Origin of the sequence: Klenkia marina (genome assembly GCF_900101025.1) — a bacterium.
GTDB classification, from domain to species: Bacteria; Actinomycetota; Actinomycetes; order Mycobacteriales; family Geodermatophilaceae; genus Klenkia; species Klenkia marina.
Map to the genome: position 1 here is coordinate 173,472 of NZ_FMUH01000002.1, position 20,200 is coordinate 193,671.

At 74.1% G+C, this 20,200-nt stretch carries 17 protein-coding genes, 1 pseudogene and 1 riboswitch; of the genes and pseudogenes, 11 read left to right on the forward strand and 7 right to left on the reverse strand.

What is annotated here, in order from left to right; translation table 11 throughout:
• The first annotated feature begins 210 nt into the window (after window positions 1-210).
• The 4 genes from BLP29_RS06035 (at window position 211) to BLP29_RS06050 (ending at window position 5,014) form a co-directional block, all read left to right on the forward strand.
• On the forward strand, window positions 211-696 hold the full coding sequence (locus BLP29_RS06035) for a (2Fe-2S)-binding protein (protein WP_092801296.1): 486 nt from the start codon (window positions 211-213) through the stop codon (window positions 694-696).
• Window positions 693-3,167: a xanthine dehydrogenase family protein molybdopterin-binding subunit gene (locus BLP29_RS06040; RefSeq protein ID WP_092801299.1), complete on the forward strand. Its 2,475-nt coding sequence runs from the start codon at window positions 693-695 to the stop codon at window positions 3,165-3,167. The genes BLP29_RS06035 and BLP29_RS06040 overlap by 4 nt, the downstream gene beginning before the upstream one ends.
• A complete protein-coding gene (locus BLP29_RS06045; RefSeq protein WP_092801302.1) occupies window positions 3,164-4,024 on the forward strand; it encodes an FAD binding domain-containing protein in 861 nt (286 codons plus the stop codon). The genes BLP29_RS06040 and BLP29_RS06045 overlap by 4 nt, the downstream gene beginning before the upstream one ends.
• 99 nt (window positions 4,025-4,123) lie before the next feature.
• On the forward strand, window positions 4,124-5,014 hold the full coding sequence (locus tag BLP29_RS06050; protein WP_092801305.1) for an SRPBCC family protein: 891 nt from the start codon (window positions 4,124-4,126) through the stop codon (window positions 5,012-5,014).
• Window positions 5,015-5,132: 118 nt separating this feature from the next.
• On the opposite strand, the gene BLP29_RS06055 is transcribed toward BLP29_RS06050, so the two are convergent.
• The 3 genes from BLP29_RS06055 to BLP29_RS06065 form a co-directional block, all read right to left on the reverse strand.
• Window positions 5,133-5,747 (reverse strand): alpha/beta hydrolase family protein, encoded by a 615-nt coding sequence (locus BLP29_RS06055; protein ID WP_092801308.1) that lies wholly within the window; start codon window positions 5,745-5,747, stop codon window positions 5,133-5,135.
• Window positions 5,748-5,757: 10 nt separating this feature from the next.
• Window positions 5,758-7,659 carry a MinD/ParA family ATP-binding protein gene (locus tag BLP29_RS06060; protein WP_092801311.1) on the reverse strand — a complete coding sequence of 634 codons (1,902 nt, stop codon included), beginning with the start codon at window positions 7,657-7,659 and terminating at the stop codon, window positions 5,758-5,760.
• Between the two features lie 114 nt (window positions 7,660-7,773).
• Complete coding sequence (locus tag BLP29_RS06065) at window positions 7,774-8,478, reverse strand: DedA family protein (protein WP_092801314.1); 705 nt, start codon at window positions 8,476-8,478, stop codon at window positions 7,774-7,776.
• Between the two features lie 34 nt (window positions 8,479-8,512).
• On the opposite strand from BLP29_RS06065, the gene BLP29_RS06070 reads away from it, so the two are divergent.
• A complete protein-coding gene (locus BLP29_RS06070; RefSeq protein ID WP_092801317.1) occupies window positions 8,513-9,808 on the forward strand; it encodes an amidohydrolase family protein in 1,296 nt (431 codons plus the stop codon).
• Between the two features lie 26 nt (window positions 9,809-9,834).
• Window positions 9,835-10,299 carry a ribonuclease HI gene (gene rnhA, locus BLP29_RS06075; protein WP_243469738.1) on the forward strand — a complete coding sequence of 155 codons (465 nt, stop codon included), beginning with the start codon at window positions 9,835-9,837 and terminating at the stop codon, window positions 10,297-10,299.
• A 33-nt stretch (window positions 10,300-10,332) separates the two neighbouring features.
• Here rnhA and BLP29_RS06080 read toward each other — a convergent pair whose 3' ends face one another.
• Window positions 10,333-11,130, reverse strand: a complete 798-nt coding sequence (locus tag BLP29_RS06080) for an MBL fold metallo-hydrolase (RefSeq protein WP_092801320.1) — start codon at window positions 11,128-11,130, stop codon at window positions 10,333-10,335.
• A 33-nt stretch (window positions 11,131-11,163) separates the two neighbouring features.
• Window positions 11,164-11,624, reverse strand: a pseudogene (locus BLP29_RS21480) (low molecular weight protein-tyrosine-phosphatase).
• A gap of 77 nt (window positions 11,625-11,701) precedes the next feature.
• Here BLP29_RS21480 and BLP29_RS06090 point away from each other — a divergent pair.
• The 3 genes from BLP29_RS06090 (at window position 11,702) to BLP29_RS06100 (ending at window position 16,189) form a co-directional block, all read left to right on the forward strand.
• Window positions 11,702-13,216, forward strand: coding sequence for a TldD/PmbA family protein (locus tag BLP29_RS06090; protein ID WP_092801323.1), 1,515 nt, complete (start codon window positions 11,702-11,704; stop codon window positions 13,214-13,216).
• Window positions 13,213-14,625 carry a metallopeptidase TldD-related protein gene (locus tag BLP29_RS06095; protein ID WP_092801326.1) on the forward strand — a complete coding sequence of 471 codons (1,413 nt, stop codon included), beginning with the start codon at window positions 13,213-13,215 and terminating at the stop codon, window positions 14,623-14,625. Before BLP29_RS06090 ends, BLP29_RS06095 begins: the two co-directional genes overlap by 4 nt.
• Window positions 14,626-14,660: 35 nt before the next feature.
• A riboswitch (ZMP/ZTP riboswitch) is annotated at window positions 14,661-14,742 on the forward strand.
• 19 nt (window positions 14,743-14,761) lie between these two features.
• A complete protein-coding gene (locus BLP29_RS06100; RefSeq protein ID WP_092801329.1) occupies window positions 14,762-16,189 on the forward strand; it encodes a glycine hydroxymethyltransferase in 1,428 nt (475 codons plus the stop codon).
• A 131-nt stretch (window positions 16,190-16,320) separates the two neighbouring features.
• Here the strand turns inward: BLP29_RS06100 and BLP29_RS06105 are convergent, their stop codons facing one another.
• Window positions 16,321-17,844 carry a hypothetical protein gene (locus BLP29_RS06105; protein ID WP_133379056.1) on the reverse strand — a complete coding sequence of 508 codons (1,524 nt, stop codon included), beginning with the start codon at window positions 17,842-17,844 and terminating at the stop codon, window positions 16,321-16,323.
• Between the two features lie 255 nt (window positions 17,845-18,099).
• Window positions 18,100-19,245 carry a hypothetical protein gene (locus BLP29_RS06110; protein ID WP_133379058.1) on the reverse strand — a complete coding sequence of 382 codons (1,146 nt, stop codon included), beginning with the start codon at window positions 19,243-19,245 and terminating at the stop codon, window positions 18,100-18,102.
• A gap of 201 nt (window positions 19,246-19,446) precedes the next feature.
• On the opposite strand from BLP29_RS06110, the gene BLP29_RS06115 reads away from it, so the two are divergent.
• A complete protein-coding gene (locus BLP29_RS06115; RefSeq protein ID WP_207798339.1) occupies window positions 19,447-19,659 on the forward strand; it encodes a CopG family transcriptional regulator in 213 nt (70 codons plus the stop codon).
• Window positions 19,647-20,087: a hypothetical protein gene (locus BLP29_RS06120; protein ID WP_092801338.1), complete on the forward strand. Its 441-nt coding sequence runs from the start codon at window positions 19,647-19,649 to the stop codon at window positions 20,085-20,087. The genes BLP29_RS06115 and BLP29_RS06120 overlap by 13 nt, the downstream gene beginning before the upstream one ends.
• The last annotated feature ends 113 nt before the right edge of the window (window positions 20,088-20,200 follow it).

Consider the following 20,200-nt stretch of genomic DNA (forward strand, 5'->3'; position numbering starts at 1 on the left):
CACCGGGCCGCCGCTGCGGCAGCACAGGCCCGATCGGGCCGCAGGAGAGCAGTTCCCCGGTCCAGTGGTCCGCCTGTGCGGGTCGGCAGCCGGTCGGGGCGGCAGGTAAGCGTGGCCTAAGGAGTGTGTCCGTCGGCACACTCGCAGTCGGTGGCGGGAGACCGCCGTCACACGACCTGCAACAACGCACCCTGCAACGAGGCGGAGGACATGACGCAGATCAACGTGCGGGTCGACGGGGCGTCCTACTCGGACGACGTCGAACCCAGGACTCTCCTGGTCCACTACCTGCGGGAGCAGCTCGGCAAGGTCGGCACCGTGGTCGGCTGCGACACCAGCAACTGCGGTGCCTGCACCGTCCACCTGGACGGCGAGAGCGTGAAGAGCTGCACCGTGCTGGCCGTGCAGGCCGACGGCAGCGAGGTCACCACCATCGAGGGCATCGCCGAGGGCGGCGAGCTGCACCCGATGCAGAAGGCCTTCCACGAGAAGCACGGCCTGCAGTGCGGCTACTGCACGCCCGGCATGATCATGGCCTCGATCGACCTGCTCAAGAACAACCCGAACCCCAGCGAGCACGAGATCCGTGAGGGCATCGAGGGCAACCTCTGCCGCTGCACGGGCTACGTCAACATCGTCCGCGCGGTGCAGCAGGCCGCCGGCAAGATGAGCAGCACCGCGGGAGCGCAGGCATGACCCTCACCGACGAGCCCACCACCGCCGAGGCCCCGGTCAAGGAGGTCGGCAACGCCCGCCTCCGCAAGGAGGACGCCCGGCTGATCACCGGGAAGACCACCTGGACCGACAACATGGTCCTGCCCGGGATGCTGCACATGGCGTTCCTGCGCAGCCCCGTCGCGCACGCCACCATCACCAACCTCGACGTCAGCGCGGCGAAGGACCGGCCCAACGTGGTCGCCGTCTTCACGGGGCAGGACTTCAAGGACGAGCAGGGCAGCATCCCCTGCGCCTGGCCGGTCACCCCGGACATGGTCAACCCCGGCCACCCCTCGATCGCCGTCGACACGGTGAACCACGTGGGCGAGGCCGTGGCGATCGTCGTCGCCCGCACCCGCACCGCGGCGGTCGACGCCGTCGAGGCCATCGACGTCGACTACGAGAACCTCCCGGTCGTGCTGGACATGGAGACGGCGGTGCAGGACGGCGCCGACCTGGTGCACGCCTCCACCTCGTCCAACACCAGCTACCACTTCGTCTTCGACGCCGGCGAGGCCGGCACGGGCAGCGACACCGACGCGGCGTTCCGCGACGCCGAGGTCACCGTCTCCCGCCGCTTCGTGCAGCAGCGCCTGATCCCGGCGTTCATGGAGCCCCGCTCGGCCGTGGTCGGCGTGCAGGGCGACAACTACACCCTGTGGTCGGCCACCCAGATCCCGCACATCCTGCGGGTGATGGGCGCGCTGACCACCGGCATCCCCGAGCACAAGCTGCGCGTCGTGGCCCCCGACGTCGGCGGTGGCTTCGGCGGCAAGCTGCAGGTCTGCCCCGAGGAGATCCTGGCGCTGCTGGTCGCCCGCCGTCTCGGCAAGCCGGTCAAGTGGACCGAGACCCGCTCGGAGTCGCTGATGACCGCCCACCACGGGCGGGACCAGGTGCAGTTCATCGACGTCGCGGCGAAGAAGGACGGCACCGTCACCGGCCTGCGCGTGCGCCTGCTGGCCGACATGGGTGCCTACCTGCGGCTGATCACCCCGGGCGTGCCGGCCCTGGGCGCGTTCATGTTCCCGGGCATCTACAAGTTCCCGGCCTACCGCTTCGAGTGCGACGGCGTGTTCACCAACAAGGTGCCCACCGACGCCTACCGCGGTGCCGGCCGGCCCGAGGCCACGTTCGCGATCGAGCGCATCATGGACGAGCTCGCCGTCGAGCTCGACATGGACCCGATGGAGCTGCGCCGCAAGAACTGGATCAACGCCGAGGAGTTCCCCTTCACCACGGTGGCGGGCCTGGAGTACGACTCCGGTGACTACGAGCAGGCCACCCAGGCCGCGCTCGAGCTGCTCGGCTACGACGAGCTGCGCGCCGAGCAGAAGCGGCGCCGCGAGTCGAACGACCCGGTGCAGCTGGGCATCGGCATCTCGACGTTCACCGAGATGTGCGGCCTGGCGCCGTCCCGCGTGCTCGGCTCGCTCTCGTTCGGCGCAGGCGGGTGGGAGCAGGCCTCCATCCGCATGCTGCCCACCGGCAAGGTCGAGGTGGTCACCGGTTCGACCCCGCACGGCCAGGGCCACGAGACGGCGTGGAGCCAGATCGTCGCCGACGAGCTGGGCGTGCCCTTCGAGGACGTCGAGGTGCTGCACGGCGACACGGCCATCTCCAGCCGTGGCCTGGACACCTACGGGTCGCGCTCGCTGGTGGTCGGCGGCACCGCGGTGGTCAAGGCCGCCGAGAAGGTCGTCGCGAAGGCCCGCAAGATCGCCGCCCACCTGCTCGAGGCCAGCGAGGACGACCTGGAGTTCTCCGGCGGCAAGTTCTCCGTCAAGGGGACGCCGGGCGCCGGGCTCGGCATCCAGGAGATCGCGCTGGCGATCTTCGCGGCGCACGACTACCCCGAGGGCATCGAGCCCTCGATCGACGCCGAGGCGGCGTTCGACCCGGTGAACTTCTCCTTCCCGCACGGCACCCACCTGTGCGCGATGGAGGTCGACACCGAGACCGGGTTCGTGAAGATCCGGAAGTACGCCTGCGTCGACGACATCGGCAACATCGTCAACCCGATCATCGTCGAGGGGCAGATGCACGGCGGGCTCGCCCAGGGCATCAGCCAGGCCCTGTACGAGGAGGCGATCTACGACGCCGACGGCAACCTGACCACCGGCACGTTCGTCGACTACCTGCTGCCGTCGGCCGCCGACCTGCCGGACTTCGCGACCGGCAACACCACGCACGCGGCCACCAGCAACCCGCTGGGCGCCAAGGGCGTGGGCGAGGCCGGCTGCATCGCCAGCACCCCGGCGGTGGTCAACGCGGCCCTCGACGCCGTCCGGCACCTGGGCGTCGAGGACATCCTGATGCCGCTGACCCCCGAGCGGGTCTGGCGGGCCATCCACACCGGCGGCGACGGCGGCGCCCGCGCCGCCGAGGGCAGCAACGCCTACGGCGGCGCCCGCACCACCGAGTCCGGCTACGAGGAGGCAGACAAGTGATCCCCGCGTCGTTCGCCTACGCCCGCCCCACCACCGTCGACGAGGCCCTGCAGGCCATCGCCGCCGGCGGGGACGACGTGAAGATCATGGCCGGTGGGCAGTCGCTCATCCCGGTCATGCGGCTGCGGTTGGCCGCGCCGGAGACGGTGGTCGACCTGACCAAGGTGGCCGAGCTGCGCGGCGTCCGCGAGGACGGCGACTCCCTCGTCATCGGGGCCATGACCACCCACACCGACATCCTGCGCGACCCGCTCATCGCGCAGTACGGGAAGCTGATCGCCGAGGCGACCGAGACGGTGGCCGACCCCGCCGTCCGGCACCGCGGCACCTTCGGCGGCGCCCTGGCGCACGCCGACCCGGCCGGTGACCTGCCGGCGGTGGCCCTGGCGCTGGACGCCGAGTTCGTGATCGCGGGCCCCGGCGGGGCCCGGCGCTCGGTGCCGGCCTCGGCGTTCTTCGTCGACTACCTGACGACGGCGCTGGACGAGGGCGAGCTGCTCCTCGAGGTGCGCGTGCCCAAGCTGGGCGAGGGCTGGGGGGTGCGGTACGAGAAGTTCAACCGCGTCGCCCAGGCCTGGTCGATCGTGGCCGTGGCCGCCGCCGTCCGCATGGAGGGTGGTCGCATCGCCGAGGCCCGCATCGGGCTGACCAACATGGGCTCCACCCCGCTGCGGGCGACCGCGACGGAGCAGGCCCTCGTCGGCGCAGACGTCAGCCTCGAGACGGTCACCGCCGCCGCCGCGCAGGCCGCCGAGGGCACCGAGCCCAGCAGCGACCTCAACGCCCAGGCCGACTACCGCCAGCACCTCGCCCGGGTGCTCACCGGACGAGCGGTGCGGGCAGCCACCGGGCTGTAGCGTCGGCCACAGGCTCCCGCAGTTCCCCCGGACCCGGCCGGTCCACCCTGCAACGGGTGGACCGGCCGTCGTCCGCACACACCATCGGAGGTCCCACCCGTGCAGTTGGAGAACTCGTTCCTCGTCCCCGTCCCGGTCGACGACGCGTGGAAGGTGCTGCTCGACATCGAGCGCATCGCCCCGTGCATGCCCGGTGCGGCCCTCGACTCGGTCGACGGTGACGACTTCACCGGGCGGGTGAAGGTCAAGCTCGGCCCGATCAACCTCACCTACGCCGGCAAGGCCTCGTTCATCGAGAAGGACGAGGAGAACCACAAGGCCGTCATCGACGCGCGCGGCAAGGACCAGCGCGGCAACGGCACCGCCGCCGCCGTGGTCACCGCGGTGCTGAAGAGCGAGGGCGACTCGACCCGCGTCGACGTCCTCACCGACCTGAACATCACCGGCCGCCCGGCCCAGTTCGGCCGGGGCGTCATGACCGACGTCGGCAACAAGCTGCTCGGCCAGTTCGCCGACAAGCTCGCCGCCCAGCTCGGCGAGCCCGAGGCCCCGGCCCAGGAGCCCACGGTCGAGGGCACGGTGAAGGAGAAGGCCGCCGGCGCCGCCGCGACCGCCGCCGGCGCCGTGGGCGAGGTGGCCGAGTCCGTGGCCGCCAGCACCGACGGCGACACCCCCATCGGCGACGCCGTGCGCAAGGCCGGCGAGGCCACCGCGCAGGCCGCCGACGCCGCCGCCGACAAGGCCGCCGCGGTGAGGACCGAGGCCAAGAAGGCGCCGTCCAAGCCGCCGTCGGGCACCACCGGTCCGGCCAACAAGCCCGGCAGCTCCGGCCCGGCCGCCTCGCGCCCGCGCCCGGTGCAGGCCGAGCCCGAGCCGATCGACCTGCTCGACGTCGCCGGCACCGCGGCCTTCACCCGGTTCGCCAAGCCCGCTGCCATCGGCGTCGGCGCCCTGGTGCTGGTCGCGCTCCTGGTGCGCCGCCGCCGCTGACACCTGCTGGCCCGGCTTCGATCAGCTGGGTTCAGCAACGGCCGTCCTGGCTCACCGACGCCGGTGAGCCAGGACGGCGTCTCGTGAACCCAGCTGATCCACGCCGGGACCCGGGGATCTAGGCGAGGGTGGGGAGCCAGGTCTGCACGGCGGTGCGGACGGCGTCCGGGTCGGCCTTCAGGGCGTGGTCACCGCGCACCGCCACCACCTGCGCCGGGTGGTCGCCGATCGCCACCCGCAGCTCCGTCGGGCCGCCGAAGGCGTCGCTGTCGCCCTGCACCACCAGCGTCGGCACCTCGACCGCCGACAGCTCGTGCGCGCGACTCTTCTCCGGCTTGCCCGGCGGGTGCAGCGGGAAGGCCAGGCACAGCACCCCGACCGCGCCCAGGGCCGAGGCGGTGCGGCAGGCCACCCGCGCCCCGGCGCTGCGCCCGCCGAACACCACGGGGCCGGTCAGCAGCTCACCGACGCCGGCGTGGATCGCCGTCCAGCCCTCGTCGAGCTTCGGCGGGGCCGCGGCGATGCGCTTGCCGGCCACCCGCCACGGCTGCTCGACCCGCAGCACCCGCCACCCCAGGCCCGTGGCCGCAGCCGTGGCGGCCAGCAGGTCGGGCGCCTCGATGCCGCCGCCCGCCCCGTGCCCGAGCAGCAGGGTGCCCAGCGGTGAGGCGAGCGGGTCGTCGACGGTGACGCGGGCCGGGCCGAGCGGGGTGTCGACGTCCCGGGTGCTCACGCGGGCCCGTTCACGCAGTCTCGGCGGGCTTCCGCTGCAGCGGGGGCAGGGCGAAGCCGTCGGCGACGTGCGCGGCCAGCTCGAGGTAGGCCTTGCGCGCCGGCGCGCCGACCCGGTCGAGGTCGATGAGGCCACCGGTGACCAGGTGCGTGTCGTAGGGGATCTCCACGACCGCGCGGCACCGGGCCTCGAAGTGCGCCCGCACCATGCCCATGTCGACGTCGCCGGTGTTGGGCCGCACGCTGGAGATGACCGCCACCGACCGGGAGACGAGCTCCTCGTGGCCGTGCGCGATCAGCCAGTCGAGGGTCTTGCTGGCCCGGCTCGCGCCGTCGACCGAGGGCGCGCCGACCACGACCAGCGAGTCGGCGATGGCCAGCGTCCCGGACATCGCCGAGTGCAGCAGGCCGGTGCCGGAGTCGGTGAGGATGAGGTTGAAGTACCGCGCCAGGATGTCGGCGACGGTGGTGTACTCCTCCTCGCTGAACGCCTCCGAGAGGGCCGGGTCCTGGTCGCTGGCCAGCACCTGGAGGCGGCCGGCGAGTGAGGTGAACGCCGAGACGTCGGTGAACGAGCGGATGCGGTCCTCCGCGGCCAGCAGGTCGCGCACCGTGACGTCGGTGATGTTGGTCAGCCGCTCGGCCAGGGTGCCGGCGTCGGGGTTGGCGTCCACGGCGACCACGCGGTCACCGCGGTGGTGGGCCAGGGTGAGGCCCAGGCAGCAGGTGGTCGTGGTCTTGCCGATGCCGCCCTTGAGCGAGACGACGGCGATGCGGTTGCTGCCGCGCACCGGGGTGGTCACCCGCTGCACGAGCGCCCGGTGCTCGATCTCGGCCTGGGACAGGCCCGGGTTCACCGTGCCGCCGCTGGCCTTGTGCAGGAACCGGCGCCACCCGCGGCTCGGGGCCTCGGCGGTCTGGCGCAGCAGCGACTGCGAGGTGAGCGAGGGCGGGGGCGTGGGCTGCTGCGGCCCGGCGGGCTGACCGGGGGTCCACGAGCTGCTGCCCTGGCTGCCCCAGCCGTCGGAGGGCTGCTGGCCCCACTGCTGACCGGGCTGCTGCCCGTGCTGCTGGCCCTGCTGCTGTCCGTGCTGCTGGCCCTGCTGCGGCGGGGCCTGGTGGGCCGCGGGCTGCTGGTCGCCGCCGTGCTGGTGGCCGCCCTGCTGGTGGCCTGACTGGTGGTTGCCCTGCTGGTGGCCGCCGTGCGGCCCCTGCTGGGTGCTGCCGCCCTGCTCCCACGGCCGTCCGCCGGGCGGGGGCTCCCAGGCCTGCTGCTGGGGGGCCTGCGGCCAGGACTGCTGCTGCTCGGCCTGCGGCCACGCCTGCGACGGAGTCTGCGACGGGGCCTCCGTCGGGGTCCCGGCGGAGGCCGGTGTCCGGTGGGACGGCACCTGGTGCGACGGCAGCTGGTGGGACGGCGTCGCCGACGGCTGGCCGGCCTCCTGCTCCCACGGCGGGGCCTGCTCCCACGGCGCCTGCTGGCCCACCGGCTGGTCGGCCGGCCGCCAGCTGGGGGCGGCGGCCTCGTCGGCCGGGCGCTCGGCCTCGGCGGCCTGCTGCCAGGACGGCGGCTGCTGCCAGGCGGCGATCTGCTCGCGCGACTGCTGCTCCCAGGACCGCTCGTCGGCGGGCACGCTGGGCTGCTGGGCGGTGTGCTCCCACGAGCCGGCGTCGACCGACCACGGCTGCGCGCCGCCCTCAGCGGGGGCGCTCGCCGGCGGGTCGAGCCGGATCTCCTGCGTGCCCGACTCGGTGCGCTGGGCGTCGTCGCCGGTGGCGCCGCCCTGGGACGACCAGCTCTCCAGGGATGCCTGCCAGCGCTCGCCGTCCGTGCGTCGGCGGGCCTCCTCCGACGCCGCACCGGCCTCGGGGTGCGCGTCGTCGGGGCTCGGGTCGGCTGGGCGGTCGGACACGGATGGGCCCCCATCGGGAGTGGTCGTCGGGCACCTGCAGGACGGGACCGAAGGTAGTGCAGGGTTGCGGTCCCGGCCTGTCCGATCACCCGTCCGTGGGGACCCGGCGCGGAGTCAGTCCCGCTCGTCGCGCTCGCGGCGCTCGACGTCGAGGACGCGGTCGGCGGCGCTGCGGTCGGGCTCGGCGTCGCCCTGGGTCATCCGCTCGCGCACGGCGCGGTACACGAACCAGACGACGACGCCCACCACGGCGGCGTAGATGAGGTAGTCGAAGTACTGCAGGTACTCCTGCACCAGGCCGCCGAGGGCCACGCCCAGCCCGATGAGCAGGGAGTTCCAGATCAGCGACCCGGCCAGCGTGTAGGCGAGGAACTGCGGCCACGGCATCTTGACCACACCGGCCGGCACCGACACGAAGCTGCGCACGATCGGCACCATGCGGCCGAAGAACACCGCCGAGCGGCCGTGCCGCTCGAACCAGGCGAAGGTCCTGTCGACGTCCTCGGTCTTGACCAGCGGCAGCCGGTCGAGGAAGGCGTGCGAGCGGCGCGGGCCCAGCGAGCGCCCGACCTGGTAGAGCACCGCCGCCCCGAGCACCGAGCCCAGCGTGGCGAACAGGATGACCGGCACGAGGCCCATGCGGCCCTCGTTGATCAGCACCCCGGCCGCGCTGAGCACGACCTCGCTGGGGATGGGCGGCACGACGGTCTCGATGAAGATGGTGAGACCGACCCCCACGGGGCCCAGGGTCTCGATGAGGTCGAGCAGGAAGCCGGTGATGCCACCCTGGTCGGACGAGGTCGCGGCGAGGATTGACATGGGCCCACGGTATCGGCGGCTAGCGTCCGGGGTCATGACGCAGCGATTCACCGCCCGGGCCGTCGTCGTGGGCGACCGGGCCGGCACCGTCGTCCCCGATGCCGTGCTCGACGTCGAGGACGGCGTCATCACCTGGGTCGGCCCGGCCGCGGAGGCCCCGCCGTCGGACGCCGAGGTGGTCGCCCTGCCCGGTGTGCTGGTGCCCGGCATGGTGAACACGCACTCGCACGCGCCGATGGTGCTGTTCCGCGGCCAGGGCGAGGGGCTGCCGCTGGACCGCTGGCTGCGCGAGGTGATGTGGCCGCGGGAGGCGAAGCTGACCCCCGAGGACGTCGAGGTCGCGATGACCGCGGCGTCGGCGGAGATGCTGCGGCACGGGGTGACCACCAGCGTCGAGATGTACTTCCAGCCCGAGCGCATCGCGTCCGCCGTCCGGAGGACGGGTGCGCGGTCGATCGTGGCCAACCCGCTCATCGGGCTGCCCGGCTTCGGCACCTTCGACGAGCAGCTGGCCACCGCGGTGGGTCTGGCGGCGTCGTCGGACGCGCAGGTCGAGTACGGCATCGGTCCGCACTCGGCCTACACCGTGCCGCTGCCGGTGCTGCGCGACGCCGGGGTGGCCGCGCGCGAGCACGGCCTGCTGCTGACCGTCCACGTCGCCGAGACCGCCACCGAGGGCGACGACCTCCTCGCCGAGCACGGCGTGAGCGTGCCTCAGCTGCTGAGCAGCCACGACGTCCTCGGTGGCCGGGTGCTGGCGAACCACTGCGTGCACATGGACGACGCCGACCTGGAGCTGTGGCGCGAGCACGACGTGGCGGTCGCGCACTGCCCCGGCTCGAACACCAAGCTGGCCAGCGGCACCGCGCGGCTGCGCGACATGCTCGACCTGGGCATCCGGGTGGGCATGGGCACCGACGGCCCGGCGTCCAACGACAACCTCGACCTGTTCGAGGACCTCCGGCTGGCCGCACAGCTGGCCCGCCTGCGCGAACGCGACGCCCTGGCCCTGACCGCCCCCGAGGCGTTCTGGCTGGCCACCGGTGCGGCCGCGGCCGCCGTCGACCGGCCCGACCTGGGCCAGCTCGAGGCGGGACGGCGGGCCGACCTGGTGCACGTCGACACCGACGACATCGCCTTCACCCCGGTCGGCGACATCACCGACCTGGTCACCCACCTCGTGTGGTCGGTGGGCTCCCGGCACGTGCGCGACACGTGGGTGGCCGGCCGCCGGGTGGTGCGCGACGGCGTCTCGACGACGGTCGACGAGGCCGAGCTGCGGGCGCAGGTGCAGCAGCGCGGCATGCGCCTGGCCCGCGAGGCAGGCTGACGCCCGGCTCGTCGTAGGGTCCGGGCGTGGTCGAACCAGCACTGCCCGTCGTCAGCATGTGGACCGACGGCGCGTGCAAGGGCAACCCGGGGGTCGGGGGCTGGGGCGCGCTGCTGCGGTCGGGAGCGCACGAGCGCGAGCTGTTCGGCGGCGAGCCGGCCACCACGAACAACCGCATGGAGCTCATGGCAGTCATCCAGGGCCTCGGCGCCCTCACCCGGCGGTCGTCGGTGGACCTGCACATCGACTCCACCTACGTGATGAAGGGCGTCCAGACCTGGATGGCCGGGTGGAAGCGCAACGGCTGGCGCACCGCGGCCAAGGCGCCGGTCAAGAACGAGGACCTGTGGCGTGCCCTGGACGCCGCGGTGGCCGGGCACGAGGTCCGGTGGACCTGGGTCAAGGGGCACGCCGGCGACCCCGGCAACGAGCGGGCCGACGCGCTGGCCAACCTCGGGGTCGACCAGGTGCGGGCTTCCGGTCGGGTCTGATCGCCCTCCTCGCGACAGCTCCGGCGCGTCGGGTCAGGCGCGCAGGGAGACCGTCTGGCCGCGGACGACGGGGCGCAGGGTGCCGGGCAGCCGGCGCCGGGCCACCTCGCGGACGACGTTGCCGAGCGAGTCCTTGAACAGGCCGTAGTCGTCGTAGTGCACGGGCACGGTGACCCCGGGCTGCAGCAGCTCGACGAGGTCGGCGCCCTGCTGCGCGTCCATCGTCACCAGGAACGGCCCGAGCTTCGTGCCGCCCAGGTGCGGTACCAGCGCGTCGAGCGGGCCGCACCGGGTGAGCACCTCGGCCAGCGCCGGGCGGAAGAGGGTGTCGCCGGTGACGTAGCCGCGCCAGCGCACCTCGCCGTCGCGCACCAGCTCGAGCACGCTCCCCATGACCTGCGGCAGCAGCCGGGCCAGCGGACCGGGGCCGTGCACGCCGGGCACCGAGGTGACCCGCACCTCGACGCCGTCGCGCACGACCGAGGTGGTCTGCCAGGGGCGCAGGTCCTCGGTGGCGGTGAACCCGCGGTCGGCCAGGCAGCGGGCGGCCTCGGGGGTGGTCACCACCCGCAGCGGCTTCGGGAGCTCGCGGGTGGCGCGGCGGTCCCAGTGGTCGCCGTGCATGTGCGAGAGCAGGACGGCGTCGAGCTCGGGCAGGTCGGCCGGCGTGATCGCCGGATCGGTGAGCCGGCGGCTGCGCAGGCCGTACCCGAGGTGGGCGAACTCGCCTCGGTGCAGGAAGTTCGGGTCGGTGAGCAGGGTGGCCGGGCCCAGCCGCAGCAGGGTGGTCGCCGTCCCGCCGAAGGTCAGGGTCACGTCGTCGTGGGGCACCTGGCGGTGCTACCCGCCGGCCGGGGGTAGGACTCAGCGATCGGCCATGAGTTCGGGGAGCCGGGCGACCAGGCCGGCGCAGGCGGCCTCGACCTGGGCGTACACCGTGGCGAAGCCCTCGGGACCGCCGCCGTAGGGGTCCGGGACGGACTGGTCCGGCTCCCCGTCGGGGTCGAGGTCGCGCAGCAGCACCACCCGTGGCCGGTCGCGGTCCCCGACCATGTCGAGCAGGTCGTCGCGGTTCGAGCGGTCCATGGCGACCAGGAGGTCGAACTCCTCGACCCGGTGCGGGTCATCTGCTGCGCGAGGTGCTGCGACCCGTCGAGACCGTGCTCGGCCAGGACGGCGGCCGAACCGGGGTCCATCGGCCCGCCGACGTGCCAGGCGCCCGTGCCGGCCGAGCTGACGACGACGTCGAGACCCTCGGCCTCCACCATCTCCCGCAGCACGACCTCGGCGATCGGGGACCGGCAGATGTTGCCCAGGCAGACCATCGAGACGCGGTAGGGACCAGTGGCCGTGCTCACGAACTCCAGTGTTCCTGTCGGCCCCGACTGGTAGACAAGGACTCGTGGCAGAACCCCGTTCCCTGGACGCGTCGTTCCTGGCCCTCCCGCTGTCCGCGCTCACCGACGCCGCGCTCACCCGCGCCGTCGACCTGGGCTGCGAGCACGCCGACATCCGGGTCGAGCGCATCCGCACCCAGACCATCCGGCTGCGCGACGCCCGCGTGGAGGCCGCCGCCGACGGCGAGGACCTCGGCTTGGCCGTCCGGGTCGTGCACGAGGGCACCTGGGGCTTCGCCGCCGGCGTGGTGCTCACCGCGGCCGAGGCGGTGCGCCTGGCCGAGGAGGCGGTCGCCGTCGCCCGGGTGTCGGCCGCGCTGAACACCGACCGGGTCGAGCTGGCCCCCGAGCCGGCCTACCCCGACGCCGAGTGGGTGTCGGCCTACGACGTCGACCCGTTCGAGGTGCCCGACGCCGAGAAGACCGGCCTCATGGTCGAGCTGTCCGAGCAGCTGCTGGCCGCCGACGGCGTCGAGCACGTGCAGAGCGACGTCATGCACGTCAAGGAGCAGAAGTACTACGCCGACACCGCCGGCACCCGCACCCGCCAGCAGCGCGTGCGCATCCACCCCACCTTCACCGCGCTCACCGTCGATCGGGTCACCGGCGGCTTCGAGTCGATGCGCACGCTGGCCCCGCCGGCCGGCCGCGGCTGGGAGTACCTCACCGGTACCGGGTGGGACTGGCGCGGCGAGCTCGCCGAGATCCCCGAGCACCTGCGCGAGAAGACCAAGGCGCCCTCGGTCGAGCCGGGCCGCTACGACCTCGTGGTCGACCCGTCGAACCTCTTCCTCACCATCCACGAGTCGATCGGCCACGCCACCGAGCTCGACCGCGCACTGGGCTACGAGGCCGCCTACGCGGGCACGTCGTTCGCGACCGTCGACAAGCTGGGCAGCCTGCAGTACGGCTCGTCGCTGATGAACGTCACCGGCGACCGCACCGCCGAGCACGGCCTCTCGACCGTCGGCTTCGACGACGAGGGCGTCGCCGGCCAGCAGTGGGACATCGTGAAGGACGGCGTGCTGGTCGGCTACCAGGTCGACCGCAACATGGCCCGGCTGCGGGGCATGGGCCGGTCCAACGGCTGCGCCTTCGCCGACTCGGCCGGGCACGTGCCGGTGCAGCGCATGGCCAACGTCAGCCTGCAGCCGGCCCCCGACGGGCCGAGCACCGACGAGATCATCGCCGGCGTCGACCGCGGCATCTACGTCGTCGGCGACAAGAGCTGGTCGATCGACATGCAGCGCTACAACTTCCAGTTCACCGGTCAGCGGTTCTACCGCATCGAGGGCGGGAAGCTGGCCGGCCAGGTGAAGGACGTCGCCTACCAGGCCACCACCACCGACTTCTGGGGCTCGATGACCCGGGTCGGCGGGCCGCAGACCTACGTCCTCGGCGGCGCCTTCAACTGCGGCAAGGCCCAGCCGGGGCAGGTCGCCCCGGTGAGCCACGGCTGCCCCAGCGCCCTCTTCGAGGGCACGACCATCCTCAACACGGTGCAGGAGGGCGGCCAGTGAGCGCTCAGTCGAAGGCCCAGACCGGTCAGCAGATCGTCGAGGCCGCGCTCGCCGCCTCCACCGCCGACGGGGCCGTCGCCTACGTCGTCGACAGCGCCGAGGCCAACCTTCGGTGGGCCGGCAACAGCCTGACCACCAACGGCGCGATGCGCTCCCGCCAGGTCGTCGTCATCTCCTTCGTCGACGGCGGTGCCGGCATGGCCGCCGGCACCGTCGCCCGCACCGGCACGCCCGACGTCGCCGAACTGGTCGCGGCCAGCGAGCGGGCCGCCCGCGAGGCCGGCCCGGCCGAGGACGCGATGCCGCTGATCAGCCCGGGCGACCCGATGGCGCCGACCTCCACCGGCGACTGGGACGCCGAGCCCGCCACCACCTCGATCGAGGTCTTCCGCGACGTCGCCCCCGCGCTGGGCCAGGCCTTCGGCGAGGCCGGCGGCCGCGACGAGCTGCTCTTCGGGTTCGCCGAGCACCAGATGGCCACCACCTACCTGGGCACCTCCACCGGCCTGCGGCTGCGGCACGACCAGCCCACCGGCCGGGTCGAGCTCAACGGCAAGAGCCGCGACTTCGGCCGCTCGGTGTGGGCCGGTGTCGGCACCCGCGACTTCACCGACGTCTCGATCGAGGCCCTCGCCGCCGACGTGCAGCGCAAGATGGAATGGTCGAAGCGCCGGGTCGAGCTCCCCGCCGGCCGGTACGAGACGCTGCTGCCGCCCTCGGCCGTCAGCGACCTGATGATCTACGCCTACTGGACCATGGAGGCGCGCGACGCCGACGAGGGCCGCAACGTCTACGCCAAGGCCGGCGGCGGCAACCGCACCGGCGAGCGCATCTGCGGCCTCCCGCTCACCCTGCGCAGCGACCCGGCCGAGCCCGGCCTCGAGTGCGCCCCGTTCCAGACCGTCGGCGGGTCCTCCGGTGCGGCCTCGGTGTTCGACAACGGCATGGCCACCCCGGCGGTCGACTGGATCTCCGGCGGCGTGCTCACCAACCTCGTCCGGCCGCGGGCGTGGGCGCTGCAGCAGACCGCCCCGGCGGTCGCGGCGCTGGACAACCTCGTGCTCACCGACCCGCAGGCAACCGCCACCACCGACGAGATGATCGCGTCCACCGAGCGCGGCCTGCTGCTCACCACGCTCTGGTACATCCGCGAGGTCGACCCGCAGAGCCTGCTGCTCACCGGCCTGACCCGCGACGGCGTCTTCCTGGTGGAGAACGGCGAGGTCACCGGAGCGGTGAACAACTTCCGGTTCAACGAGTCGCCGGTCTCGCTGCTGGGCCGGGCCACCCAGGCCTCGCTCACCGAGCGCACCCTGCCCCGTGAGTGGAACGACTGGTTCACCCGGGCGGCGATGCCGATGCTGCGGGTCCCGGACTTCAACATGAGCTCCGTCTCGCCCGCCAGCTGAGCCCACCGCCTACCGGTGCACGGCCGGTACCCTCGTCGCCGGGCCGTGACTGGCGCACAGGTGGGCCACCACCGGGGAGCGGCTCCGACATGACCGCCGCGCGCCTGGGCACCGAGCGATCTCCGGAGGAGCCCCGATGACCACCACCCCGTCCGCCGAGAGCACCGCCTTCCAGGCGGCGCTCCAGGTGATCGCCGACGTCGAGCCGGCCGTCGCCGCCGCGATCGGCCAGGAGCTGCACGACCAGCGCGAGAGCCTCAAGCTCATCGCCAGCGAGAACTACGCCTCGCCGGCCACGCTGCTGGCGATGGGCAACTGGTTCAGCGACAAGTACGCCGAGGGCACCCCCGGCCGCCGGTTCTACGCCGCCTGCCAGAACGTCGACACCGTCGAGCGGCTGGCCGCCGAGCACGCCCGCGCGCTGTTCGGCGCCGAGTACGCCTACCCGCAGCCGCACTCGGGGATCGACGCCAACCTCGTCGCGTTCTGGGCGATCCTGGCCCACCGGGTCGAGACCCCGGCGCTGGCCGAGGCCGGCGTCAAGAACGTCGACGCCCTCGGCGAGGCCGACTGGGCGAACCTCCGCCGCGCCCTGGGCGACCAGCGCATGCTCGGCATGAGCCTCGACGCCGGTGGTCACCTCACCCACGGCTTCCGGCCCAACATCAGCGGCAAGATGTTCCACCAGGCCAGCTACGGCACCGACCCCGAGACCGGCCTCATCGACTACGCCGCGCTGCGCAAGCAGGCGAACGAGTTCAAGCCGCTGATCCTGGTCGCCGGCTACTCGGCGTACCCGCGACGGGTCGACTTCGCCGCCATGCGCGAGATCGCCGACGAGGTCGGCGCCACGCTCATGGTCGACATGGCCCACTTCGCCGGTCTCGTCGCGGGCAAGGTGTTCACCGGCGACGAGGACCCGGTCCCGCACGCCCACGTCGTCACCACCACCACGCACAAGTCGTTGCGCGGCCCGCGCGGCGGCATGGTGCTGGCCACCGAGGAGTACGCGCCCTCCATCGACCGCGGCTGCCCGCTGGTGCTCGGTGGCCCGCTGGGCAACGTCATGGCCGCCAAGGCGGTCGCGTTCGCCGAGGCCCGTCGTCCCGACTTCGCCGACTACGCCCAGCGCATCGTCGACAACTCCCGTGCGCTGGCCGAGGGGCTGCTGCGCCGCGGCGTCACGCTGGTCACCGGGGGCACCGACAACCACCTGGTGCTCGCCGACGTGTCCGGCGCCGGCCTCACGGGCCGGCAGGCCGAGGCCGCGCTGCTGGAGTCGGGCCTGGTCACCAACCGCAACGCCGTCCCCGGCGACCCGAACGGCCCCTGGTACACCTCCGGCGTCCGGCTGGGCACCCCCGCGCTCACCACCCGTGGCCTGGGCACCGCCGAGCTCGCCGAGGTCGGCGACCTCATGGCCGACGTCCTCGAGGCCACCTCGGCCGTCGGCGACTCGAAGGTCAAGTTCACGATCGCCGACGGCGTGGCCGAGCGCGTGCGCGCCCGCGCCGCCGAGATCGTGGGCGCCCACCCGCTGTACCCCGGTGTCGAGCTGGTCTGACCCGTTCGTCCCGCACCGACGGCCGGCCCCCTCCACCAGATCTGGTGGAGGGGGCCGGACTCGTACGCCCCCTGGTCGGTGCCGGGGGTGGCCCGCCGTCCCGGGTCAGGGGGACGGCGGGCCCGGTGCCGTCAGGCGGCCGAGCGGCGACGGCCGGCCAGCGCGAGGCCGAGGCCGCCGGCCAGCGCCAGCAGGCCCAGGCCGAGGGCGTCGGTCACGTCGGCGCCGGTGTAGGCCAGCGTCGAGGGTGATGACGACGCCGCGTGGACCGTCGTCCAGCCGGCGGAGTGGCTGACCGCCGGGGTGGCACGCTGCACCGGAGCGGCAGCGGCCGGGTGCTCGGCGGCCGCGGGCTGGATCACCGGGTGGGCCGGGGCCGGGGCCGCGGGGTGGACCGGGGCGGCCGGCTGCACCGGGTGGGTGGGCGCGGTGGCCGACGGGCACGGGGTGCCCGAGGACGACGCACAGGCGTTGCCGCCGGTCACGTCACCGCTGGTGACCGGGCTGACCGAGGCGTCGCCGCCCTTGCCCCCGGGGGAGTTGTTCGTGATGGTGCTGGTCGCGGTCGAGCTGCAGTGGTTGTCGCCCTTGTAGGCGAAGCAGATGACGTAGGAGGTCACCGGCGCGCCGACCACCGAACCGCCCTTGCCGCCGTTGCCGCCCAGGGCGAGTCCGGCGTTGTCCACCTGGTGCCCGTGGACGCTGCCGGACGCGTTGGTGGACGAGTCGACCCAGGTGTGAGCACCGCCGTCACCCGACATCCCCCACAGTCCGCCGCTGAGCCAGTGCAGGAACTCGCCGAGGGCGAGGGACTCGGCGCTGGCGGTGGTGCTGCCGCCGCCGTTGGCCGACGCGTTGCCACCCGAGACGTTGCCCGAGGTCACCGGGCTGACCGAGGCGTCGCCACCGTTGCCCCCGGGGGAGTTGTTCGTGATGGTGCTGGTCGCGGTCGAGCTGCAGTGGTTGTCGCCCTTCCAGGCGAAGCAGATCGTGCCGGAGGAGACCGGTGCGCCGAGCACGTCCCCGCCGTTCCCGCCCTGGCCGCCGGCTGCGACCCCGAGGTTGGTGACCTCGTGGCCACCGGCGGTGGCGGAGGCGTCGGTGGACGCGTCCACCGAGGTGAGGGCACCGCCGGTGCCGCCCGGGCTGGTCGCCGCCACCGCGTCCGTCGCCGGGGCGCCACTACCACCACCGGCCCCGACCGACTCGGAGGTGGCGGTCACGTCGCCGCCGCCGTCGGCACCGGCGTTGCCGCCCGTGACGTCGCCGCTGGTGACCGGTGAGACCGCAGCGCTGCCGCCGTCGCCGCCGGCACCGGTGTTCGTGACCGTGCTCTCGGCCGACGAGGACGCCGTGGTGTCCCCGTGCACCGAGCCGGCGACGACGCCGCTGGAGACGGGGGCCTGGACGACGGACCCTCCGTTCCCCCCGGCGCCGCCGACGGCGATGCCGGCGTTGCCGACCTCGTGCCCCTCGGCGTAGCCGTCGGCGTTCGTGGAGGTGTCGACCTCGGTGACCGCGGGCCCACCCACGGACTCCGAGCTGGCGGTGGTGGTGGGGGTGCCCTCGTCCGCGGAGGCGACCGCGGAGCCGAGCAGGAAGATCCCCCCGGCCATGGTGGCGACGGCGAGGCCGTTGCGCACAGTTCGGTTCATGACTGCGTTCCTTGTCGCTGGTGTGCGTCGTTGCGCACGAGCTGGTGGTGCGGGATGGGTGGCGCAGGGTGGAGCGGTCGTGAGCCCCCGTGGCGGCTGTGGACCCGTGGAGCGGCGCTGCCGAGTTCTGCTCGGGACGAGCGGGGCGTGGCGCGGTGCGGTGATCCGGGCTGGCCAGGCCGGGAAGGGATCGCCCGCCGTGGTGTGCCCCCCGTGGGCACACCCGGGGCGGGGCTGGACCGCGCGGTGTCGGTGCTAGTCGGGGCGGGAGCCCGGGTCGTCGTCGGCGTCGACGACGGCTGCCACGGCGGCGGTGACGCACGCGGTGGCGCTCCCGGCCCGGTGGGCGGGGAGGTCTGCGGTGAGGACGGCGGTCGGCGCGCCGGGGCCCGTGGCGGTGCGGCCCGCGCCCGAGCCGGTCGAGCTGCCGCAGGGCGCGGGGACGGCGACGGGGGCCTCCGGGCTGCCAGGAGCCGGCAGCGGATCGGGGGCGCCCGGCGTGACGGGGACGTCGCCCGCGGCGGATGCCACCGGGTCCGCGCCGGCCGGCACCACCAGGGTGGGGCGGGTCGGTCCCGCCGGGCCGACCGCCGGTCGCGGGGCACCGGCGGCGCGGGGGGCGCGGCTGACGGCGGGGACCTCCGAGCCGCAGGCCGGGCCGGTGCCGATCGTGCTGACCGGGACGGTGACCGCGCCGGGGCCGGCCACCGGCTCGGGCCCCACGGCGCTGACCGGCGCGGACCTGGGGACGGCGGTGGCCGTCGTCGCGGTGGTGGCCGAGCCGGCACCGGCCGACGCCGTGCCGGAGGTGTCGACGGGCCCGGTGACCGGAGCGCCGGGGGGCGTGGTGGTCGTGCTGCCCGACCCGCTGGTGTCGCTCGTGGTGCGGCCGTCGGTCGTCCCGTCGCCGGCCGACGTGGACCCGGCCACGGCCGCGTCGCTCCCCGCGGACGTGCTGGTCCCGGAGGACTCGGAGGTGGACGCGCCGCCGGTCGCGGAGGTGGTCGCGGAGGCGGTCAGGGCCGGGTCGGGGGTCGGTGCGCCGTCCGGGGGTGCGGGGTCCCCGCCGGCTCCGGTCGTGTCCTCGGGTGTCGACGCGGCGTCGCCCTGGGCGGCGGTCGTCGTGGTCGCCGGACCGGGGTCGGCGAACGGTGCCTCCGCGGCCGACGGCTCGGTGGCCCGTTCGCTGGCCGACGTGGTCGTGACGTCGTCGGCGGGCGGGGCCTCGGTGACGGCGGTCGGCGTCGTGCCGCCTATCTCGTCGGCCGACGCGGTGCCGGTGAGGACGAGGAACGCGCCCACCGCACCGAGGCCGAGGGCGGCGCCGGCGACGACGCGACGCACCCACGGCTGACCCTGGGACGGCGTTGCGCCGTCGGCGGGGAGGTCGGCCCTGGGCATGCGGCGAAAGCTAGGAGCCCAGGCGGCCTCACGGCCAGGTTCCGGTTCGGATCCGCGCCGGAACGGCGTCACGTCGGCGAGTTGATGGACGGAACGTTCCGACTCGGTCACTCCGCGTACGAGGGTGGGCAACAAGTGTGACCGGTGCCACCATGGGTGGTATCACCGCGGGGGACGGGACGGACGTGCTGGGAGCGGCACATGGCCATGACGTTGCGGTTGTCCGGTGCGCAGACCGAGGCTCTGCGCGCCCAGGCCCGCGTCGAGCGGGTCTCGATGCAGGAGGTCGCCAAGCGGGCCGTCGACGAGTACCTCGACCTGCATGTCCGGGCGACCCCGCTGGACCTCGTCCTGGACGTCGAGCTCGAGCGCTACGGCGCCGCACTGGGAGCGCTGTTGCGGTGGCGGGACTGACCCTCGACGACCTCCTGCAGGTCGCCGCCCGGGTGGTGGGCCCCGACGTCGTCGTGGCCGACCCCGGGCTGCTGGTGGCCGGGCTCGCCCGGGCGTCGGCGGTGTCCGACGGTCGGGACGTCTACCCGACACCGGCCGAGAAGGCCGCGGCCCTCCTGCACACCCTGGCGACCGGCGGACCGCTGGCGACCGGGAACCGGCCCTTCGCCCTGGCCGCGGCCCTCGCCCTGATGGGCCTGCTCGACGCGCCTGCGCAGATCGCGCCCGACGCGGCCGTGGACCTGGTCACCGACGTCGTCACCGGCCGCACCGAGTCCGTCGCCGAGATCGCTGCGGCCCTGCGGGGGGACCCACCAGGGGCGGTGCGGACCCGGCGGTCGACCCCGTCGGGCTGGTCGCCGACGACGGGCGGTGACCACCCGGTGTGACGGCTGGGGCAGGTGGGACGGACACACCTCGGCATGTCCCTGTCGACACGCAGTGACCTCGTTACGTTGCGTGTCGACCCGCTCGGAGACGGCGCCGCTTCCCCGGTGCGCGA

What these genes read in the sequence shown, in the direction of transcription:
- BLP29_RS06035 (WP_092801296.1), top strand. Translation starts at nt 211, where the DNA reads ATGACGCAGATCAACGTGCGGGTCGACGGGGCGTCCTACTCGGACGAC.
- BLP29_RS06040 (WP_092801299.1), top strand. Translation starts at nt 693, where the DNA reads ATGACCCTCACCGACGAGCCCACCACCGCCGAGGCCCCGGTCAAGGAG.
- BLP29_RS06065 (WP_092801314.1), bottom strand. Translation starts at nt 8,478, where the DNA reads ATGTCAATCCTCGCCGCGACCTCGTCCGACCAGGGTGGCATCACCGGC.
- BLP29_RS06070 (WP_092801317.1), top strand. Translation starts at nt 8,513, where the DNA reads ATGACGCAGCGATTCACCGCCCGGGCCGTCGTCGTGGGCGACCGGGCC.
- BLP29_RS06100 (WP_092801329.1), top strand. Translation starts at nt 14,762, where the DNA reads ATGACCACCACCCCGTCCGCCGAGAGCACCGCCTTCCAGGCGGCGCTC.
- BLP29_RS06105 (WP_133379056.1), bottom strand. Translation starts at nt 17,844, where the DNA reads ATGAACCGAACTGTGCGCAACGGCCTCGCCGTCGCCACCATGGCCGGG.
- BLP29_RS06110 (WP_133379058.1), bottom strand. Translation starts at nt 19,245, where the DNA reads ATGCCCAGGGCCGACCTCCCCGCCGACGGCGCAACGCCGTCCCAGGGT.
- BLP29_RS06115 (WP_207798339.1), top strand. Translation starts at nt 19,447, where the DNA reads ATGGCCATGACGTTGCGGTTGTCCGGTGCGCAGACCGAGGCTCTGCGC.